At 48.2% G+C, this 20,636-nt stretch carries 18 protein-coding genes; 10 read left to right on the top strand and 8 right to left on the bottom strand.

Features of this window, described 5'->3' with window-relative positions:
* The first annotated feature begins 110 nt into the window (after positions 1 to 110).
* The 3 genes from ACO6VG_RS14990 to ACO6VG_RS15000 all read left to right on the top strand — a co-directional run bounded on the left by ACO6VG_RS14990 (position 111) and on the right by ACO6VG_RS15000 (position 3,735).
* Positions 111 to 1,670, top strand: a complete 1,560-nt coding sequence (locus ACO6VG_RS14990) for an ABC transporter substrate-binding protein (RefSeq protein WP_422474512.1) — start codon at positions 111 to 113, stop codon at positions 1,668 to 1,670.
* Between the two features lie 128 nt (positions 1,671 to 1,798).
* The gene (locus ACO6VG_RS14995) at positions 1,799 to 2,779 is read left to right on the top strand and encodes an ABC transporter permease (protein ID WP_422133056.1); all 981 of its coding nucleotides are present in this window, start codon (positions 1,799 to 1,801) and stop codon (positions 2,777 to 2,779) included.
* The gene (locus tag ACO6VG_RS15000) at positions 2,776 to 3,735 is read left to right on the top strand and encodes an ABC transporter permease (RefSeq protein WP_422474514.1); all 960 of its coding nucleotides are present in this window, start codon (positions 2,776 to 2,778) and stop codon (positions 3,733 to 3,735) included. Before ACO6VG_RS14995 ends, ACO6VG_RS15000 begins: the two co-directional genes overlap by 4 nt.
* Positions 3,736 to 3,788: 53 nt before the next feature.
* On the opposite strand, the gene ACO6VG_RS15005 is transcribed toward ACO6VG_RS15000, so the two are convergent.
* Complete coding sequence (locus tag ACO6VG_RS15005) at positions 3,789 to 4,949, bottom strand: glycosyltransferase family 87 protein (RefSeq protein ID WP_422474516.1); 1,161 nt, start codon at positions 4,947 to 4,949, stop codon at positions 3,789 to 3,791.
* Between the two features lie 200 nt (positions 4,950 to 5,149).
* Here ACO6VG_RS15005 and ACO6VG_RS15010 point away from each other — a divergent pair, with 200 nt between their 5' ends.
* Both ACO6VG_RS15010 and ACO6VG_RS15015 read left to right on the top strand, forming a co-directional pair.
* On the top strand, positions 5,150 to 5,383 hold the full coding sequence (locus ACO6VG_RS15010) for a flavodoxin domain-containing protein (protein ID WP_422133059.1): 234 nt from the start codon (positions 5,150 to 5,152) through the stop codon (positions 5,381 to 5,383).
* A 355-nt stretch (positions 5,384 to 5,738) separates the two neighbouring features.
* Positions 5,739 to 6,542: a M23 family metallopeptidase gene (locus ACO6VG_RS15015; protein WP_422133060.1), complete on the top strand. Its 804-nt coding sequence runs from the start codon at positions 5,739 to 5,741 to the stop codon at positions 6,540 to 6,542.
* Positions 6,543 to 6,639: 97 nt separating this feature from the next.
* Here the strand turns inward: ACO6VG_RS15015 and ACO6VG_RS15020 are convergent, their stop codons facing one another.
* Positions 6,640 to 7,968 (bottom strand): ankyrin repeat domain-containing protein, encoded by a 1,329-nt coding sequence (locus ACO6VG_RS15020; protein ID WP_422474518.1) that lies wholly within the window; start codon positions 7,966 to 7,968, stop codon positions 6,640 to 6,642.
* 187 nt (positions 7,969 to 8,155) lie between these two features.
* On the opposite strand from ACO6VG_RS15020, the gene ACO6VG_RS15025 reads away from it, so the two are divergent.
* Positions 8,156 to 8,359, top strand: coding sequence for a hypothetical protein (locus ACO6VG_RS15025; protein ID WP_422474520.1), 204 nt, complete (start codon positions 8,156 to 8,158; stop codon positions 8,357 to 8,359).
* Between the two features lie 274 nt (positions 8,360 to 8,633).
* Positions 8,634 to 9,275: a peptide-methionine (S)-S-oxide reductase MsrA gene (msrA, locus tag ACO6VG_RS15030; protein WP_422137513.1), complete on the top strand. Its 642-nt coding sequence runs from the start codon at positions 8,634 to 8,636 to the stop codon at positions 9,273 to 9,275.
* A gap of 292 nt (positions 9,276 to 9,567) precedes the next feature.
* Here msrA and mnmC read toward each other — a convergent pair whose 3' ends face one another.
* Both mnmC and ACO6VG_RS15040 read right to left on the bottom strand, forming a co-directional pair.
* The gene (gene mnmC, locus ACO6VG_RS15035; RefSeq protein WP_422474522.1) at positions 9,568 to 11,580 is read right to left on the bottom strand and encodes a bifunctional tRNA (5-methylaminomethyl-2-thiouridine)(34)-methyltransferase MnmD/FAD-dependent 5-carboxymethylaminomethyl-2-thiouridine(34) oxidoreductase MnmC; all 2,013 of its coding nucleotides are present in this window, start codon (positions 11,578 to 11,580) and stop codon (positions 9,568 to 9,570) included.
* The gene (locus ACO6VG_RS15040; protein WP_422133065.1) at positions 11,577 to 12,563 is read right to left on the bottom strand and encodes a tRNA dihydrouridine synthase; all 987 of its coding nucleotides are present in this window, start codon (positions 12,561 to 12,563) and stop codon (positions 11,577 to 11,579) included. The genes mnmC and ACO6VG_RS15040 overlap by 4 nt, the downstream gene beginning before the upstream one ends.
* Positions 12,564 to 12,812: 249 nt before the next feature.
* Here ACO6VG_RS15040 and ACO6VG_RS15045 point away from each other — a divergent pair, with 249 nt between their 5' ends.
* Entirely contained in the window at positions 12,813 to 13,271 is a 459-nt protein-coding gene (locus tag ACO6VG_RS15045) for a methylglyoxal synthase (RefSeq protein ID WP_422133066.1), read from the top strand.
* Positions 13,272 to 13,427: 156 nt separating this feature from the next.
* Here ACO6VG_RS15045 and ACO6VG_RS15050 read toward each other — a convergent pair whose 3' ends face one another.
* The gene (locus ACO6VG_RS15050) at positions 13,428 to 13,808 is read right to left on the bottom strand and encodes a hypothetical protein (RefSeq protein WP_422133067.1); all 381 of its coding nucleotides are present in this window, start codon (positions 13,806 to 13,808) and stop codon (positions 13,428 to 13,430) included.
* Between the two features lie 873 nt (positions 13,809 to 14,681).
* On the opposite strand from ACO6VG_RS15050, the gene pflB reads away from it, so the two are divergent.
* Both pflB and pflA read left to right on the top strand, forming a co-directional pair.
* Positions 14,682 to 16,964, top strand: coding sequence for a formate C-acetyltransferase (pflB, locus tag ACO6VG_RS15055; RefSeq protein ID WP_422474524.1), 2,283 nt, complete (start codon positions 14,682 to 14,684; stop codon positions 16,962 to 16,964).
* Positions 16,965 to 17,105: 141 nt separating this feature from the next.
* Complete coding sequence (gene pflA, locus ACO6VG_RS15060) at positions 17,106 to 17,837, top strand: pyruvate formate-lyase-activating protein (protein WP_422133069.1); 732 nt, start codon at positions 17,106 to 17,108, stop codon at positions 17,835 to 17,837.
* Between the two features lie 251 nt (positions 17,838 to 18,088).
* Here pflA and ACO6VG_RS15065 read toward each other — a convergent pair whose 3' ends face one another.
* The 3 genes from ACO6VG_RS15065 to yciA form a co-directional block, all read right to left on the bottom strand.
* Positions 18,089 to 19,126 carry a GMP reductase gene (locus tag ACO6VG_RS15065; protein ID WP_422474526.1) on the bottom strand — a complete coding sequence of 346 codons (1,038 nt, stop codon included), beginning with the start codon at positions 19,124 to 19,126 and terminating at the stop codon, positions 18,089 to 18,091.
* 357 nt (positions 19,127 to 19,483) lie between these two features.
* Positions 19,484 to 20,107, bottom strand: a complete 624-nt coding sequence (gene udk / locus ACO6VG_RS15070) for a uridine kinase (RefSeq protein ID WP_422133071.1) — start codon at positions 20,105 to 20,107, stop codon at positions 19,484 to 19,486.
* A 10-nt stretch (positions 20,108 to 20,117) separates the two neighbouring features.
* The gene (gene yciA, locus ACO6VG_RS15075) at positions 20,118 to 20,501 is read right to left on the bottom strand and encodes an acyl-CoA thioester hydrolase YciA (protein WP_422133072.1); all 384 of its coding nucleotides are present in this window, start codon (positions 20,499 to 20,501) and stop codon (positions 20,118 to 20,120) included.
* Positions 20,502 to 20,636: the final 135 nt, after the last annotated feature.

Here is a 20,636-nt window from a genome sequence, read left to right on the forward strand (position 1 = left end):
GCCCGTGTTCTTTGCCATGAGCGCAGAATCAGTTTTATTTTTTGTTCCAGAAAAAGTTGTTTCTTACAAAAGTATAAAAACGTTTGTTGACCTGCCCAGAGGGTAAAATAATGAAAAAAATGATCAAGTCACTGGCTGGAGTTGCTCTGGCTTCTACATTGGCCGTGAGTGTACAGGCCGCTTCGTTGAAGGTTGCTTACGACGCTGACCCTGTATCTCTGGACCCTTATGAGCAGCTGTCGGGCGGTACCCTGCAGATGGCACATATGTCCTTTGATCCACTGATTCGCTGGAATCAGGACTTGAGCTTTGAGCCTCGTCTGGCTGAGAAGTGGGAGCGTATTGATGACCTGACCATGCGCTTTACCCTGAGAAAGGGGGTTAAGTTCCATTCTGGCAACACATTGACAGCCAGGGACGTCAAGTGGACCTACGATCGTATGGTCGACAGTGCGGACTACAAAGCCATTTTCGCTCCTTTCGCCGAGCTGAAAGTGATCGACGACTACACCTTTGATCTGGTCACCAGGAAGCCTTATCCACTGGTTCTGAACTCTGCCACTTACATCTTCCCGATGGACAGCCAGTTCTATAGCGGTAAAGATGATAAAGGCCGTGATAAGGGGCTGATTGTCAAGCACGGTGATAGCTTCGCTTCCCGTCACATTTCCGGTACCGGACCTTACGTCGTCAGTGAGCGTCAGCAGGGCGTGAAGCTTGAATATGAGCGTTTTGATGGCTATTGGGACAAACAGTCTCCGGGTAACGTGGACAAGATTACACTGACGCCGATCAAGGAAAATGCGACACGTGTTGCTGCTCTGCTGTCCGGTGGTGTGGACTTTATCTATCCGGTACCACCTAATGATCATGAGCGTATCAAGCGTTCTGACGATGCTGAATTGATCACTCTGACCGGTTCCCGTCTAATCTCTTTCCAGCTGAACCAGGATCGTGTTGAAGCATTCAAGGATAAGCGAGTTCGTCAGGCCATCGTTTATGCTGTCAACAACGAAGGCATTGTTAAAAAGATTATGAAGGGCTTTGGCGAGGCTGCCGGTCAGCAGGGACCTGAAGGTTACGTTGGCTATGTTGATGAGCTGGCACCACGTTATGACCTGAAGAAAGCCAAACAACTGATGAAAGAAGCAGGCTATGAAGATGGCTTCTCTGTCACCATGATGGCGCCAAATAACCGTTACATCAACGATGCCAAGATTGCCCAGACCGTGGCCAGCATGTTGGAGCGTATTAACATCAAGGTTGACCTGAAAACCATGCCCAAGGCGCAGTACTGGCCAGAATTTGATGAGCGTGCCGCTGACATCATGATGATCGGCTGGCACTCTGATACCGAAGATTCAGCCAACATGACTGAATATACGACTGCCTGCAAGGATGACACTACAGGCTGGGGTCAGTACAACAGTGGTAACTACTGCAACGAGTCCATCGATAAGCTGGTTAAAGCGGCAGGGACTGAAACAAACCTGGACAAGCGCGCCAAACTGCTGCAGGAAGTTGAGAAGGAGCTTTATCAGGAAGCGGCTTACGTTCCTCTGCACTGGGAGAACCTGGCCTGGGGTGCCCGTAAAGGTGTGAAAGCCGAAGAAGTGGTGAACATCATGAACTTCCCATACCTGGCTGACCTGGTCGTTAGTGAGAAGTAATCCCCACAGGGCCGGTTTATGCTGGCCCTTTTTTTATTTTTTCTGATCGATAATTTTCTCTGGTCAGTCTGTGTCGTCATCTGAGTAGAGCGGCATTTTCGCAACTATAAAACGCTGCAGGATTTTTTATGTTGTTATTTTTATTCAGGAGACTGATGCAGGGTCTGGTGGTGATGTTTGTCATCAGCCTGATCAGTTTTTCCATCCAGGATAATCTGGGTGATCCTCTCAGGGAGATGGTGGGCCAGTCCGTATCAGAAGCTGAAAGAGAGGTGCTGCGTGATGAGCTGGGCCTGAACGATCCATTCCTGGTGCAATATGGGCGCTTTATGTCCAAAGCCGTTCAGGGAGACCTGGGAACCTCTTACTTCTTTAAAGAGCCCGCCCTGGAAGTCATTATGAATAAGTTACCAGCGACGCTTGAGCTGGTATTCAGTGCTACCCTGCTGATTATTTTGATCTCCATTCCCGCAGGTGTTTACAGTGCTATTCGCCCGAACAGTTTTTTGTCCAGATTGATTCTCGGAGTCAGTATTCTGGGTATTTCTGTCCCTGTTTTCCTGACCGCTATATTTAGTATTTATCTGTTTTCCATAGAGCTGGGGTGGCTGCCTTCCTATGGACGGGGTGATTTAACCCACGTTTTCGGCAGTTGGGAAACTGGCTTCCTGACCAAAAGTGGCTGGCTACATCTGATTCTGCCGTCTATTTCTCTGGCCAGCATCATGCTGCCGCTCTTTATTCGTTTGATTCGTTCCGAGATGGTGGAAACCCTGCACAGTGAGTATGTGAAGTTTGCTAAGGCGAAAGGTCTGCAGAAAGCGCGTGTTTACTTCCTGCACGCTTTGAAGAACACCATGTTGCCTGTTATTACGGTAGGGGGGGTCCAGATTGGAACCATGGTCGCCTATACAATTCTGACGGAGACCGTCTTCCAGTGGCCCGGCATGGGCTTCATGTTTCTGGAAGCGGTAAACCGTGTCGATACACCCTTGATTGTTGCTTATCTGATCGTTGTTGGCGGCATCTTTGTGGTGGTGAATACCCTGGTCGATCTGATCTATGGCCTTATTAACCCAACTGTAAAACTGGCAGGAGGCAGCCAATGAGTGAGTTGCCCATGAATGAAGCAGAGGCAGAAAAGGTGCCTTCTATCTGGCAGAAGATTCGTCAGTCCAATGTCTGGTACAGTTTTGTCAATGATCGTCTGGCCATGGTGGCTGCTTTTATATTGGCTGTTATGGTTGCCGCCGCCCTGCTGGCACCGGTTATCGCTCCGACGAATCCCTATGATCTTTCGACCATTGATATTATGGACTCCGAGATGGCGCCGTCCTGGAGTGAAGACGGCGATGAGCGATTCCTTCTGGGAACAGACTCTCAGGGCCGGGATATGCTGAGTACCATTCTGTATGGTGCCAGAATCTCCATTACCATCGGTTTCTTTGCAGTGATACTGCAGGCGCTGCTGGGCATTGTGATTGGCTTGACAGCCGGCTATGTCGGGGGGCGGGTTGACAACTTCCTGATGCGGATGGCGGATATTCAGTTGTCCTTCTCAACCATGATGGTGGCCATTGTCGTGTTGGCTGTTTTCCAGGCATCCTTTGGGTCAGAGTTATACAGCAAGCTGGCGATGTGGATGTTGATTCTGGTGATTGGTATTGCCGAATGGCCACAGTACGCACGTACGATACGTGCGTCGGTTCTGGCTGAGAAAAAGAAGGAGTATGTCGAGGCTGCCAGGGTCATGGGCTTTGGCTCCGGACGCATTATGTTCCGTCATATTCTGCCAAACTGCCTGTCTCCTATTCTGGTGATCTCAACCGTTCAGATTGCCAACGCCATTATCAGTGAAGCTGCCCTCTCTTTTCTGGGACTGGGGATGCCAGTGTCGGAGCCTTCATTGGGTTCACTGATCTCCAGCGGCTTTGAGTATATTTTCTCTGGCAGCTGGTGGATTACGGTCATCCCCGGTGTGATCCTGGTCACTCTGGTTCTGGTGATTAACCTGTTGGGTGACTGGCTGAGGGACGTGCTTAATCCCAAACTTTATAAAGGTTAAATCAAATTTTCTTCAGGAAAAAGGCCGTTTAGCGGCCTTTTCCTTTTTTGAACTCATGGGGCAAAAACCCTTTTTCTGCTCAATTGCCAGATCAGAACGCCGACGAAAACGGCAGCCATTAAAGGGTTGAACCAGCTGGTGGTATCTGTGACCAGCGTTCTTGAAATATCAAATGCTAACAGTACACCCAGGGCGATTAAGCCGATTATCCATGTCAGTGCTTTATCTCTCCATTGAAAGGCGGCAGCAGTAAACCAGAAGGCCAGAACGGAACCAAGAATAATATAATCGGTATTGACGCTTCTGGGGTTGAACATAACGTGATAGCAGGCTGCAAAACTCAATAAATAGATCAGGCCATTTCTGGTGCCATGACGGACAATGGCATAAAAACAAACGGCCCAGGTGGTGGCAGCCAGAATGATTTTTATTATGTTCTGCAAGGCTTCGGGTACTGAGTAGTTGAAAAGCTGCATGGGAATGTTAAAGAAACTGGCCCAGTTAGGTGTTGTTACTCCACGGTCAACTGCAGACTCGGCCATCTCAAGAAAGTTGTTGTACTGTTCAAGTCCGTAATCGAGCCCGCCAAATATCAGAGGCAGTGCAAGAAATGCCAGCAGCATCAGTGGCACTCTTAGCCAGAAAGGTCTGAACAAAGTGGTCACCAGCAGGAAAAAGACAATAAAGGTGGGTTTCAGACTCATGATCAGGGCCAGAACCAGGGCTGCCGAATTCCAGCGCTTCTCTATGATCTGGCTGATCACCAGCATCATGGCCGCAATAAGGATCACATTCACCTGGCCATTTCGAAAACCTGAAAAAGCAATGGGAACGGCAATCAGGCTGAATAATCCAAATCGGTTAAAGAGTGTCTCCTGTGAGTATTCCTGAAAGTGTCTCAGCAGTCTCAGGCTGGCCCAGGCATAGAGACCCATGATAAATAAACGCCAGAGCAGGTCAGCGAGAAAAACAGGCAGTTTGGTGACAGGAACAAACAGTAGGGCAAAAGTAGGTGTATAAATGAATCCTCCCGGTCCCGAATAGAGCTTTACCCGGTCGATCCATCGGTCAGCGCCCAGCAGGTAGCTGTCCAGCACTGTGTGCTGACCCGGTTCCAGCGCGACTTTGGCAAAGATCAGGGCCACGGCCAGCCCCCATAGAAACATTCCGAAAAGGGCAGCAGGATGATTTTTAAGGAGGGCTATGTCCTTCATCAGTACTCTTTCTTTTTTGAGTTATGACAAAAAATGGATAACTCCCAAATTGGCCGAAAGTCATCTGTTTTTTCCGAGGCTGATTACAACATACGATGAGAATGTCTTTTCTGCCAGTGGTCTGTATGAATTCCTCTCTGAAATTTCCTGTCCATTGGTGGGTGCAGCGTATTTGAAAGGGGCTTGTTTTCCGCTGTTTTTTGACTCTGTTTGCATCCAGGGAAGGTCAGACACAGAAAATCATCGAAAGGATGCGCTCCATAGTGAGTCATGCCGGTCACGGCGTGGATTTGGTTGATCTTGAAGGGCTGACAACCGGGATTCGTTTGCAGCAGTACGATGCCTTGATGCTTGGCAGTTCTATCCGATATGGCCACCATCATGCTGATTTTTTTCGTTTTGAGATCATGAGTTTACAGACTGGAGTCGTGTAACACAGTTTGCTGAACGACTCGTTCAGCAACTGGCAAGCGAATTAAATGGACATAAGCACCCTGACGATCAGGTTTCAGGTTCAAAAGCCAGGGACATTAGTAAAGCAAAACCGTAAACGGTGGGGAGAAAAAGCGACAGAGCCAGAATAATGTAATCCATGTTCATGGAAGGGTACCTGCTGTTATTCTTTTTATATCGAAAATCTCATATCCTGTTTTGCAGTTACTTTGTCGGGTAATGCAGGCTGGATGAGATCTCCTGAGCCGGATAGCCTTATATCAATCTACCAGTTTGCTGTAACGTTTGAAAAGTGGTGGCGATAAAATAGTGATGCTTATAAGACATGGAGTCCATATGCGTTTAATTCTGTTACTGTTTTCCTTTTGGGTGTTGCCACTGGCCATGGCCCAGGATGTCGTTTCCCTTAAGTCCAAACTGATTCAGGGGGGCTTTTATGTAGGGCAGGTGAAGCCGGGAACTGAAGTCATCTATAAAGACAGGTCCGTCAGAGTGTCGGAACGGGGCCAATTTATCATCGGGTTTGGACGGGATGCCCGGCTTCTGCAAACAGTACGGCTGGTCGCTCCGGGTGGTAAAAAAGAGCAACTGAAACTCAGGTTGTCAAAGCGAGACTATAAAATTCAGCGAATTAATGGTATTGCCCGCAAATACGTCAGCCCGGCGGAAAAAGTGTTGGGTCGAATATCCGATGAAAACCAGCAGGTTAAATCAGCCAGACAGTTTGATTCCGTCCAGAAAGATTTTTTTGCAGGCTTTACACGTCCGGCAGAGGGGCCTGTCAGTGGTGTCTATGGCAGTCAGAGAGTGTTTAACGGTGAGCCGAGGCGACCGCATTTTGGACTCGATATTGCCGGTCCCGAGGGGGCTCCGGTCATGGCGCCAGCCAATGGTATTGTCCGGCTGGCCGAGTCCGATTTGTACTTTTCCGGTGGCACAATCGTTATCGACCATGGTTACGGCATCACTACCAGCTACCTGCACCTGAGCCAGTTAAAGGTGGTTGACGGGCAGAAGGTAAAGAGGGGAGATGTGATTGGTGCTATTGGTGCAACGGGCAGAGTGACAGGTGCTCACCTTGACTGGCGGGCAAACTGGTTCGATGTCCGGCTTGATCCTGCTCTGATGATGCTTCAGTGATGGGTCTGCATGCTCTGATTCATGGCGTTATTGAGTTTCTGATAGGGTCGCCTGGTTAGTCTGACTAATACCTAATGAATAGTTTCAAACTCTGTTATTAGCCGTCTTCGCTTTGAGTGCTGCCTGCTTGATTAAGAATTTCAATAAATTCCTGTTTTTGTTCGCCCAGATGTTCTAACAGAGCTTTAAACCTGAAAGTGCCAAAGCCGGGAATGCTGGCATCAGCTTTGGCCCCTCTGGCAATAAGTTTTTGAACCGCTTCTTTATCTTTTGCCAAAAGTGCGAAAAAAAGAAGCGTTTCTCTAGTAGAACAAACTGGCAGATTGACATCGGCAAAGGCAGCCATGCCAGCCGGAAGCAATTCCTTGAGCAACTCCAGAGAAAGAGGGTCGTCCGAAATTGCATCAAAAGCGGAATGCCCCGCATTAGTAAAAAGGTCAATTCTGGCTCCTGCCGAAAGGAGTATCCTGGCAAGTTCAGGCGCATTTTCCTTCAAAACTTCCTTATTGTAGTAGCGAGAATCATAAGTTGCACAGAAAAGAGGTGTGCATCCATCCAGATCAACCGCATTAACATCTGCGTGTTTGGCTATCAGTTTTTTCAGTGCCCGCTCATGCCCTGATTGTGCAGCTGCGTGCATGACATTTTTGCCATCTGTAGCTGTTTTATCGAAGGAGGCGCCATTATCGATTAAGATGTCAAATAAATCAGGGTTTTCAGGATCCTCGGCAGCCATGTGAAGAGCTGTATCACCATCTTTGTTCTGGAGATTCATATCTGCTTTGAGGTCCAGAATTATCTTTAATGTCTGAATATTGCTGTTACATACAGCATGGTGTAGAGGCGTCATCCCTTTTTCATCTTGCAGATTAATATTTGCCCCAGAGTTTAGCAGTGAAGGGATCAATTCCAGGTTACCGTTTTTTGCGGCAATATGAATAGCTGCTATGCCCGCCTCTGAATGAAGAACGTTTGGGTCGACACCATCGGCGATCAGTTCGAGTGCTTGTTCTTCCCGGCCGACCTCGACGGCATGGGCAACGGGCGAGAAAGAGATGTCTTGGTCAATAGGGGCAGGTGTGCGACAGGAAGGACATCTAATGTCCAATACAGGAGAAGATGAACGGTAATCACGCAGACACTTATTATGGAAGAAATGCCTGCCAGGTCTTTCGGAACAGTGGTAATAACGATTATTTTTATGCAGCATCGTAACAGTATGTTGGCCGAATAAACTTTGCAGGCATATTCCGCAGAGGGGATTATCATCTTCTTGGGCAGTTACATTGGAAGTAGTTCCATCTGATACAAGTCCGCCCTGAAGAGAAATCATTTCATTCATTCGAGACTGATTAAAACAGTCAGGAGTTTCAGGTGTTAAATTCATGAGTATTACCTCTTTCAGGTTGTTAAGATTAAGCTTCAAAAATTGCTATTCCCGGTAACAGTATGACGTAATAGTGCTTTCATTTTGTTTTCCGCGAAAATTTCAAGTTTCTGATTCAGTGAAAAACAAGCGACAATGCCGGTCATAAGTACTTTGACTAATAGTGCTGGAATAAGTTCCCTCTGTATGGAGGGTGTCGCAAAACTCTCTCCAGCGTGGGAACGAGTTGACTCCCGTCATTCTCGTCATTCCCGCGAAGGCGGGAATCCACACTGACTCACCACCAGAACCGGACTGCCCGGTGCTCCCCTGGCCTTGTCATCCCCGAGAAGGCAGAGACCCACCGTTGGCGCTGGATTCCCGCCTTCGCGGGAATGACGACCTCAGAGTATGGGAACGAGCTGTTGGAGTTTTGCGACACCCTCTATGAGTAAGGGAAGGTGCGAATAAGCCCCCGGCCATGAGATAATATTCCTGTCGTTTCCACCTTAAGTTCCCGTCTATGAGTCAGCTCAGTTTCGGGGCAGTGGGCAGAGTGACAGGTGCTCATGCTGGCGGGCAAACTGCTGCGATGTACGGTTTGATCCGGCTCTGAGGGTGCTCGAGTAAGGTTGGTTCTGCGAACTTTGCTCCACGGCAGTATTGATTTTCAGATCTGAGGCTCCATAAAGCCATTATGATTGTCAGGAATTGGAGGGATTAGAATGCTGTTTGAAAAACATCAACTGCCCAGTGAGGAAAGCGCTTTGAAAGGGCGTGATCGCGCGATTGAAGTGCCTGCAGAGCACTTTGTAAATGGTCATGCTATTGTTCCCCCATTTCCCGGTGCTCTGGAGGTGATTTATGTCGGTATGGGCTGTTTCTGGGGGGCTGAAAGGCTGTTCTGGAAGCAGGAAGGTGTCTGGTCAACGGCAGTAGGGTATGCGGGAGGTTATACCCCTAACCCGACTTATGAAGAAGTGTGCACTGGTGGCACAGGCCATGCGGAGGTGGTCATGATTGCTTTCGATCCGGGCGTTATCAGTCTGGACGCTTTGCTGAAACTGTTTTGGGAGTCTCATGATCCTACCCAGGGTATGCGGCAGGGCAATGATCGGGGCACTCAGTACCGCTCTGTGATTTATACCACTACCGATGAGCAGGGTGAGAAGGCTCGTGAATCCATGGCCCAATACCAGACAGCGTTGAATGAAAGTGGTAGAGGCAGTATTACTACGGAAATTGTTGATGCTCCGGCCTTTTACTATGCCGAGCCTTACCATCAGCAATATCTGGCCAAGAACCCTCAGGGATACTGTGGTATCGGGGGGACTGGAATCTGCATGCCTCCCTCATTGCATGGATAAAGTGAATTGCGTTTCCTTTGTGGTAGTGAATAGTTACAAGGCAAAAGTTACTGGGCAAAAAAAACCGGACAGTCTCACAGAGGGGAGAGCTGTCCGGACGCAACTGTATGAATGATTACTTCAAGGTGTTGTTAACACCTGTGGTCGAATGATAGATGTGCTTTTGTTGCTTCGCCCTGAGTAGATGTCCTTTTGATGATTCGCTATACCGATGCTTGCTATCGGATATTACTTGTTTGAAACAATGGCTCAAATCTTCAGTGCAATAGGGAGTTAGAAAGCACGATTGGTATTAAATCTGATTTCGACTCATTGCCCTTACCAGAAACCGGGTTGGGTTCAAATGTTCCAGAAGATCAGAAGCGACAGGTGAGCACTCTCCATTCATCTGTGCAGCCAATAATTCTCCCGACAGAGGTGCTGTAATCAATCCTCTGGAGCCATGACCGGCATTGATATACAGACCATTCAGGTATTCAGGAGGATGAGTGAATGGGTGCTTCATGTTTTTGCGCAGCATGGCAAACTCATTCAGAAAGTCTTCCTGGTCAACAATCCCACCCACAGCAGGCATATAATCAGGCGTCGTGCAACGAAAGCTGGCTCTGCCTCCTGAAATGTTGGCCTGTTCTCCTCCCAATGCCCGGAAGAGTGCGGGCGCACATTTCTTTTGCATGGCCAGGTTTTTCTCATGATCTTCTTGTAACACCTCAGCCGAGTCACTGTGAAAGTCGAAAGTGGCTCCAATGGTATGACGACCATGGACGGCAGGAGCTGCATAGCCTTCGCCGCAGACGGTTGTTTTTAGCAGGGCACTGTCGTCAGTACAGCTTATCTCGGTGATTTGCCCTCTGATGTTCTTTAGTGGAATAAAGTTCAGGGCGGGCAATTGGCTGGACGCTCTGGCACAGGCAATGATGACATTACGGGACTTCATTATCCGGGAAGTGCCGTCAGCCTGAAGGGTTAAACTCCAGCCATCAGATCCATATTCAAGAGACTCTAGTCTCCTGTCAGAAAATAGTTTGATATTGTCGTGGTTCGCCAGAGTCTGGCAGAAAAGGGCAGGGTTTACCCATCCTGCACTCGGGAAGTAAAGGCCATCATGATCCAGCGGCAGGCCAGCGATCCCGGATAGCTCCTGGCTGGAGAGGGCCCTGAGAAAGTCAGTGGGAAAGAGTTGTGCCAGGTCTTGTTGACGTTTTCGAACTTTCTCATTGATAGCCAGCTGTACGACACCGGATTGTTGCCAGAGCTCCGGTTGGACACTGGCAAAAGTGTTCAATAAATGAATGGAGTAGAGGTAGCCCTGGGTGATAAATCGACTGAGAGGCGTTTTACTGGCCGAGAGCTTGGTGTAAAGAATACCCTGAGGATTGCCGGATGCCTCCATGGCCAGAGCCTGATGTTGCTCGATCAGAGTGACCTGCCATCCTCTTTCAGCCAATGCTCTTGCTGTGCTGCAGCCAGCGAGTCCTCCGCCAACGACGATGGCACTCTGAACTGGTCCATCAGTATTACGCTGGTCGGGATTCACAAACCATATCGGCCTGGTCTTCTGATCTTTGGCTGTTTGTTTCAGCCTGCCTTTGATCATATCCCGTTTGTGCCCGAAGCCCTCGCTTTTTTCGACACTGAAGCCCGCCTGACTGAGTCCGTCTCTGACGGCTCTGGCGGCCGTAAAGGTTGCGTAGGTGGTGCCTGCATGGCTTTTAGCTGCCATAACTGTGAACAGTTCTGGCTGCCACATCAGAGGGTTTTTCGCGGGGCTGAAGCCATCAAGAAACCAGGCATCAACCCGACCTTCCAGCTCAGGCAGTGTGTTTAGCACATCGCCGATGCAGAGTGTCAGTTTGACTCTTCCATCAGCAAAGCTGAAATGCTGATGCCCTTCTATGGCGGGCATGTAGCATTCAATCAGTGGTGTCGTGTACTTTTCCAGTTCTGGCCACAGGGAGAGTGCTTTCTGAAGATCTTTACGGGACAGGGGATACTTTTCGGTTGATACAAAATGAAGTCTTGCCGACTGAGGCGCTTCTTCATCGAAACAGGCCCAGGCACAGAGAAAGTTGAGGCCTGTCCCAAAACCGGTTTCTCCAAGCGTAAAACTTTTGTTCTGGTGCAAAGCGGCGAAGCGCTTTGGCAGATCATTGCCCTCAATAAATACGTGCCGGGTTTCCCTGAGGCCCGAAGCGGTAGAAAAATAAATGTCATCAAATGCAGTGGATGCAGGCTGACCGTTTTCTTTCCATTCCAGGTCTGCATGGGTGACAGGCAGGATTGCAGAATCAGATTTACGGCTCATTTGGCTTCCCTGATAATATGGGAGAGGGTTTGCAGGCAGGTTTCCCGCTTCACTTTTTCAAACAGTTCACGGGCGTTGTCAGAGCTTTTACTCATTATGCTTAACCACTGCTTAAGCCTGCCATCCAGATAGCGTCTGGGATTGTTGATGAAATAAGGGTGCTCCTGCTCTGGATTATCAGGGGCAGAAACCACTTTTTCGGTAAACCTCTGGATCAGTGAAAGAGTGCGAGTCCAGCGTTCTTCAAGATCCTGGCTATGCTGGCTGGCGACAATGGCAGCAGGCAGATCAGGATCGCGAAGGATACCCCGGCCAATCATAATGTCCTGACAGCCGGATATTTCCCGACACCGTTGGGCATCCTCAACGTTAAAAATATCGCCATTGGCTACCAGGGGAATGGATAGGGCCTCTCGTAGTTGAACCAGCTCCTGCCAGTGAGCAGGAGGCTTATAACCCTGAAGTTTGGTTCTGGCATGAACCACCAGAGAGTTGGCACCGGCACTTTCTATGGCCAGGGCATTGTCCAGGGCAAGGTCACCATCCAGATAGCCCAGTCTCATTTTGGCAGTGACGGGCACCTCATCAGGAACCTCTTTACGAACTCTTGCGACAATCTCATGAATAAGCTCAGGTTCCTTCAGAAGAACTGCGCCACCCTTGTGGCGATTTACCGTTTTGGCAGGACAGCCGAAGTTGATGTCGACCCCTAGTGCGCCTAGTCGGGCAGCCTTGGCCGCGTTGTGGGCCATCATTTCCGGATTGTTGCCAAGAAACTGAATGTGTACAGGTGTTCCGCTTCGTGTACGACAGCCGTGCCTGAGTTCCGGACAGATCCGGTGAAACGTTTGTGTCGGCAGCCGGGTGTCGGTGATACGGATAAATTCTGTTACACACAGATCAATGCCACCGGCCTCGGTCAGCAGCTCCCGTAGCAGATAGTCGACGACACCTTCCATGGGGGCCAGGGTTATAGTGCTCATGAATGATTAGGGTATAGCTCTCGGGCAAACGCGACAATCTAACAGAAATTTCTGCACCTACAAGTGCTATCTTCTGAAGGCGATCAATAATAACGTATGTCTTTTTATAAGACTCTGTTCCCTCCATTTCTGTCTGTTCTTTGCCCTAATCCTGACTTTTTCGATCACATGCAAGGATATTGTTTGACAGCAATAGTGTCAGCAGTTAAATACTTCAGTCATCTTTCTTTCAGGGTTGGAATATTCTCGATGGAATATAAAACACATGTCGTGCCAGCAAAAAAGAACATTGCACTGGTAGCTCACGATAAAAAGAAGGAAGAGCTGGTAGAATGGGCCCTGCGTCATCGTGATGAGCTGATCAATCATCAGTTATTTGCTACGGGCACAACCGGCAGTCTTCTGGAAAAGACGCTGTCTCTGCCCATCAGGAAGCTCATCAGTGGTCCGCTGGGAGGCGATCAGCAGATCGGTGCATTGATCTCCGAAAGTAAACTGGATCTGTTGGTGTTCTTCTGGGATCCTTTCGAGTCGCAACCCCATGATCCGGATGTGAAAGCGTTGCTGAGAATTGCAGCAGTCTGGAATATTCCAGTGGCCTGTAATCAGGGCTCTGCTGAGTTTATGTTTTCTTCAAAAATGATGAGTCAGAGTCACGAAAGAAAGATTCCCGATTATGAGCATTATCTGAAGTCCAGACCCTTTTGATGAATTTATGAAAATTTATCAGATTTAGAGTGATACTAAACAATAATTCGAAACAACAGCCAACAGAAAAATTGCCCGCAAAATATTACAGGCAATTTGATTGCAATGTAACTCCGGGTAGCTGGAAGTCTTTACTAAGCCAGCCGAATCCAAGCTTTAATTGCCAATAGCTGATTCATAGTGACGACGTTTTTTATAGGTCACTTTCGGAGAGCAAGCCGACTTCTGCTCTTCAACGAAACTTTGACATTCAACAGGTTTTTGAGGCGTGGTTGTGAGTGAATAGTTTTGATGTCGGTACGGTTGATTCAAAGGTTGTCTGCCTGACTCTTGCTGAAAATCAAGCTCATCATCGCGGATATGATTGCAGTCGCCGGACGTTGACTCCTGAATATTGTCTTCCGATTCCTGCATATTTAAGCGCATTCTGTACGGATGACCATAGCCCCTTCTTCTACGAGGTTTATGCGATTTTGGCTCGGGCGGTTTTAAGCCGGTAAATTGCTCATAAACAGTGGCGTAAATATATTTGCTCATTACTGTCTCCAGAGGAGATTCGTCCCGGAAAGATTAATTTGTCTATTTATAACTTGATGATATTAAAACTCCACAAACCCATGTATAGGTAACAATACCTAAATAAAAAAGTCATTACCTAGGAACCGGGAACGGAGAGTTGGGTCGTTTTGTTAACGATGCATTAGTAACTTATGGACATGCTCGTGGCCAATGTTGATATGGAATCATTACTATGGCGCGTCGATGTTAGGAGGGAAGAATAGCAGTCGGTGGTTTTTAAGGTTGTTTATTTAAATAATATTTTTGCATTTTGAAAAAATGTTAATAACTAATTAATTAAATGGGTTCAAATTAACGGCTATTTCCAAAAAATAACTGCTTTAAAGTTGATTTGATTATATGGTTCCAAAGCCTATATATGGATAAATTTTGAAAGAATCTTGTGTGGGTGATTTTGTTTTTCTTTGCATTCTGTTGTTATATTTTGGTCGATTTACTCTATGCAGGGTTGTGCTACCTTGTCAGTCATCAAGTTGTTTGCAGTCGTATAGTTGGTCGTGTAAGTCGTAAGTCGAGTAAATGGTTATCTTGGAGGTTAAAGTTCGATAGCTGTCCTGATAGGTATTGGACACGATAGTAGAAAGTAATTAGTTAATATATTTTGTAACTCAATGAGCGACAGTTTTATCGAACAGAAGGGCAGTCATACTGCACTGCTTTGTAAGATGGTTGTCATTATACCGAGAGATCGTGAGTGGCTTCTGGTATTGCTCGACACAGGTATGCATTTCCTTTCTGTTTGGCCAGACTGATATTTTTTCTGTGAAGATGCGCTCTGTAAGTGTGACAGGATGTTCTTCACGGATATTCAAACACGAGGAGCTGCTATCAATGAGCACTCAAGCCAAAGACCTACCAGCAGGATGGGCAGGGTTTGCCCGGGGTGAATGGACCGAAAACGTCAATGTCCGGGATTTCATCCAGAAGAACTATACCCCTTATGAAGGGGGTGATGATTTCCTCGCCGACGCCACTGAAGCTACCAGGCGTCTCTGGGGTGATGTCATGGAAGGGATCAAGGAAGAAAACCGTACACATGCCCCAATCGATTTCGATCATGACCTGCCTTCAACAATTACCTCGCACGAAGCCGGTTATATTCAGAAAGGTCTGGAGAAGATCGTTGGTCTGCAGACTGACAAGCCTCTGAAGAGGGGTATGATTGCCAATGGTGGTATCCGCATGGTGGAAACTTCCTGTGAAGTGTACGGGAAGGTTCTGGACCCCATGGTGAAAAAGATCTTCACTGAATACCGAAAAACCCACAATGCCGGTGTATTTGATGTGTACACGCCTTCTATTCGCAATTGTCGCAAGTCCGGTCTTATCACCGGTCTGCCAGATGCCTATGGTCGTGGACGAATTATAGGAGATTATCGTCGCATAGCTCTGTATGGTATTGATCGTCTGGTTGCAGACAAGAAAGTACAGCATGGAGAACTGGATTCCGTGCTGGAATCGGGAGAGAATCTTGAGCAAACCATTCAACTGCGTGAAGAAATTATGGAGCAGATCCGTGCCTTGATGCAGATAAAAGAGATGGCTGCCAGTTATGATTGCGATATCAGTCAACCAGCAGTAACGGCTCAGCAGGCAGTTCAGTGGACCTACTTCGGTTATCTTGCGGCGGTGAAATCCCAGAATGGTGCGGCCATGTCTCTGGGTCGCACAGCGACTTTCCTGGACGTTTATATCCAGCGTGACCTGGAGGCAGGCAGGATCAATGAAGTTGATGCCCAGGAATTGATCGACCACTTTGTAATGAAGCTTCGTATGGTTCGTTTCCTGCGTACGCCAGAGTACGATGAGCTTTTCTCCGGCGATCCAATCTGGGCGACAGAGTCTATTGGTGGTATGGGCCTTGATGGTCGCACACTGGTTACCAAAAACAGCTTCCGTTTCTTGCATACTCTTTACACCATGGGCCCATCACCCGAGCCTAACATCACGGTGCTCTGGTCCGAGGGCTTGCCTCAGGGCTTCAAGGAATTCTGTGCCAGGGTGTCCATTGATACCAGCTCCATTCAGTACGAGAATGATGACCTGATGCGTCCGGATATGGACAGTGATGATTACGCCATTGCCTGCTGTGTATCGCCAATGGTTGTAGGCAAGCAGATGCAGTTTTTTGGTGCTCGTGCCAACCTGGCCAAAACATTGCTGTACGCCATCAATGGTGGTGTGGATGAAAAACTGAAGGTTCAGATTGGTCCCAAGGTAGCTCCAATTACCGACGACGTTCTGGATTATGACGCTGTTTACGCCAGCATGGATCATCTGATGGATTGGCTGGCAACCCAGTACGTGACGGCTCTGAATGCCATACACTATATGCATGACAAGTATTCCTATGAAGCCTCTCAAATGGCTCTTCATGACCGTGATGTTGTGCGTACGATGGCCACAGGTATTGCCGGTTTGTCTGTTGCTGCCGACTCTCTGTCTGCGATCAAGTATGCCAGGGTCAGGCCTGTTCGTGATGAAGACGGTCTGGCGGTAGACTTCGAGATCGAAGGCGATTATCCCAAGTTTGGTAACAACGAAGAGCATGTTGATACGATTGCCTGTGAGTTGGTAGAAACCTTCATGAAGAAGGTGGCTGCACACAAAACTTATCGTAATGCCATTCCAACCCAGTCAATCCTGACCATTACTTCCAATGTTGTGTATGGCAAGAAGACCGGTAATACACCAGACGGTCGTCGTGCAGGCCAGCCCTTTGGCCCAGGTGCCAACCCAATGCATGGCCGTGACACAACTGGTGCGATAGCGTCTCTGAGTTCCGTCGCTAAACTGCCATTCTCTTATGCTAAAGACGGTATTTCTTACACCTTTTCAATAGTGCCAAAAGCACTGGGTAAAGATGAAGACGGTCGTCGTCGTAACCTGGTCGGTCTGATGGACGGTTATTTCCATCATGAAGTTGATCGGGAGGGAGGTCAGCACCTGAATGTGAACGTTCTGAATCGTGAAATGTTGGAGGATGCTGTGGTCAATCCAGACAAGTACCCTTCGCTAACGATTCGCGTGTCTGGCTATGCTGTTCGTTTCAACTCTCTGACTCCTGAGCAACAGAGAGATGTTATTGCCAGGACCTTTACATCAACCCTGTAAACTTTTTGGGTGCTGAGTGAAAGAGGTCGGCTCTGTGTCGGCCTTCTTTTTACGGCTTTTTATTCTTAAAATCCGTTATCCGGGATGACTTGCTGCAGGTCTGCATTTTCGCTATTTGTCATCTTTGAGATGAGGTCAGTTATGGCAATTGGGCGTGTTCACTCTATGGATTCATTTGGAACCGTAGATGGCCCGGGTATTCGTTATGTGGTCTTTATGCAGGGTTGTCTGATGCGATGCCGCTATTGCCACAACCGGGACACCTGGGATCTTCGTGAAGGCGGGGAGCTGAAAAGCCACCAAGAGGTATTTCGGGAAATCAAAAAAGTTAAAAGCTTTCTTTCAGGGGGCCTGACCGTCACCGGCGGTGAGCCTGTTTTACAGGCTGAATTTGTTGCTGACCTGTTTGAAGCGTGCCGTCAGGAAGGGATTCATACCTGTCTGGATACCAATGGCTTTGCCAAGCACATTAACGATGATGTTACTCGTCTGTTAAATAATACCGACCTGGTGTTGTTGGATATTAAGCACATGGATGAAGAGATGCATCATAAGCTGACCTATGTCACCGGCAGTCATACCCGGCACTTTGCTGAATATCTGGCAGAGATTAAAAAGCCTGTCTGGATTCGTTATGTCGTAGTCGATGGTTACACAGTCGACCCTCAGTACGCTGCTATGCTGGCTGAGTTTATCGAGCCCATGAAAAACATTGAGAAGGTTGAAATACTGCCTTATCACAGTCTTGGGGTCCATAAATGGAATTTGTTGAACGACACTTATGAATTGGAAAAGGTGACTCCTCCTACTAAAGAGCAGCTTGATCTGATCCGGGATGAGTTTACTTCGAGGGGGATCGTGGCGGCCTACTAAACCTTTCCCGGCAAGCAATTGGATCGGGGTTGTAGAAGGAGCATAAGGTGGGGGTGGCCTTGCCCGAAAGGGGGAAGGCCATAGAAGTCTAGCAGCCTGTCGGACTTAAGCGTCCGTAGCGAGGATTGCAAGAAATTGAGGATAAAAATCTCTGTTTCTGAGGAGAATAGCGAGCTATTTGACGAAGAAACAGAGATTTTTAGACCAATTTATTGCAACCGCAGTAGGACAGTCTTAAGTCCGACAGGCTCCTAGTTAAAGATTCTGTTTTCCTGTTCCTGAACGCGAATAAAGGTGGTTCGCTTGGTCAGTTCTTTCAGGGTGGCTGCGCCTACGTAAGTACATGTTGAGCGAACGCCACCCAGGATGTCCTGGACAGTATTTTCAACGGGGCCACGGTAAGGCACCTTAACGGTTTTACCTTCAGAGGCGCGATAGTTGGCAACGCCGCCAGAGTGCTTGTCCATGGCAGTCTCGGAACTCATTCCGTAGAACAGTTTGAATTTCTCGCCATCTACTTCCACCTCTTCACCAGCGGACTCGTCGTGACCAGCAAACATGCCGCCAATCATGACAAAGTCAGCGCCACCGCCGAAGGCTTTGGAAACGTCGCCTGCACAGGCACAACCACCGTCGGAGATAATCTGACCACCAACACCGTGAGCTGCATCAGCGCATTCTATCGTTGCAGACAGTTGTGGGTAGCCCACGCCAGTTTTGACACGGGTAGTGCATACAGAGCCTGGTCCGATGCCTACCTTGACAATGTCTGCACCCTTGAGAATCAGCTCTTCGACCATTTCACCGGTGACTACGTTACCGGCAATGATGACCTTATCAGGGTGCTGGTTACGAACCTTGGAAACATATTGAACAAAGTGTTCGGAGTAGCCATTGGCAACATCAATACAGATAAAACGAAGATTGTCGTTCAGCGCCAGGATATCGTTGAGTTTGGTGAAGTCGGCATCGGATGTGCCACTGCTTACCATGATATGGTTTTCAATACCTGCGGGTGCATTGTCCAGAAATGCACCCCATTCTTCAATGGTGTAATGCTTGTGCACTGCAGTCAGCATCTTGTGTTCGGCCAGAGCGAGGGCAATGGAGAAAGTGCCGACTGTGTCCATATTGGCAGCAATGACAGGGACACCAGTCCATTCCCGGGTGGTGTGAACAAATTTGAAGGTGCGTTCCAGGCTTACCTGGGAGCGGCTCTTCAGGGTTGAACGCTTGGGTCTGAACAGAACATCTTTAAAACCCAGCTTGATATCAGCTTCAACACGCATAACTTTCCCGTTAGACCTTTTTACAGGTTAAAGACTAATTTACGGTTAAGGATTTAGTCTTCGACAGATTGATGACAAGGGAGAGTGTACAAGCGGCAGGATTTTGGAGGCTACCTATGAGGAGATACCGGTGACCCGGAAAGCGCGCGCACTTTCTACGCCTATACCGGTCGATTATACAAAAACAGGTACTCAGGTCAAAGGTTGAATTTGCGAAACGTTTTTTTTCGCTCATGGCTGGTTTACCGCCTGGACGGTCTCGCCCACGAGTGTCGGCAGAAGGGCTATGCCCTGCCTGAAATCAGGATCTGACTTATAAAATAGCAGACCTGAAAACAGAGTGTAGACAGGCATGAATTAATCAATCAGATCCTGAATCTTGGTTTTGATAAGGTCAATGGCAATTCTGTTCTTGCCACCGTGGGGAATGATCAGGTCAGCATGCTGGCGGGCAGGCTCAATGAATTGCAGGAACATCGGGCGAACCGTTTCCAGATATTGTCTGATGACCGAATCAACATCACGGCCCCGTTCGAGAATATCTCGCTTCAGTCGTCTTATCAGACAGATGTCCAGTGGCGTGTCCATGTAGAAACGAAGATCAAAGGTTTCACGGATATCCGGACGGGTAAACAACAGAATGCCTTCAATCAGAACCACCCGGGCAGGAGGGACTGTGCGGGTTTCCTTTTTACGGTTGTGCTCTGTGTAATCGTATAGCGGCACATCCACTGTCTGACCTTCTATTAGTAGCTTCATATGCTCCAGCATCAAGTCATGGTCCATGGACTCGGGATGGTCATAGTTAGTCTGAACCCTTTGCTTCATGGCCATGTGCGTCTGATCCTTGTAGTAAGAATCTTCGGAGATGACACAAACGTGCTGAGACTGTAGTTCTTCGACCAGAGTGCTGGCCAGCAGACTTTTACCGGAAGCAGAGGCACCGGCAACGCCGACCAGAATGGTTTTTTGTTTTAGCATTTATATTCCGTTATTTTTCTCTATCCACAGGTTGAGGGCGACCCTGTTCATCAATGGCTACAAAAGTAAAGACGCCTTCCGTCACCTTGATGCGTTGCTGATGAAAAGGCATATTCGTGATCCAGACCTCCAGCTTGATCCGCATAGAAGTGGTGCCAACGTGAATGACCTCAGCATAACAACAGACTACATCACCGACATTGACCGGATGGTGAAATGACATAGATTCAACGGCTACAGTAGAAATTCGGCTGTGACTTCTCTGATTGGCAGCGATACCACCGGCAATATCCATTTGTGACATTAGCCAGCCACCGAAAATGTCGCCGTTGGGGTTGGTGTCTGCAGGCATGGCGAGGGTTCTGAGCATAAGCTCTCCCTGTGGCTCGGGCATTAGGGGTCTCCAGTGAGCACAAAAAAATCTGGCTCAAATGCTAAAAGCCACAGAAGATCATGTAAATCGGTAGTTTCAGAAAATGTACGTGCACAAGTCAATCAAGTCTGGAAAGCCAGCCTCTTGGCCAGTTGA

It is taken from the genome of Endozoicomonas sp. ALB032 (genome assembly GCF_049310125.1).
Taxonomy (GTDB): Bacteria; Pseudomonadota; Gammaproteobacteria; order Pseudomonadales; family Endozoicomonadaceae; genus Endozoicomonas_A.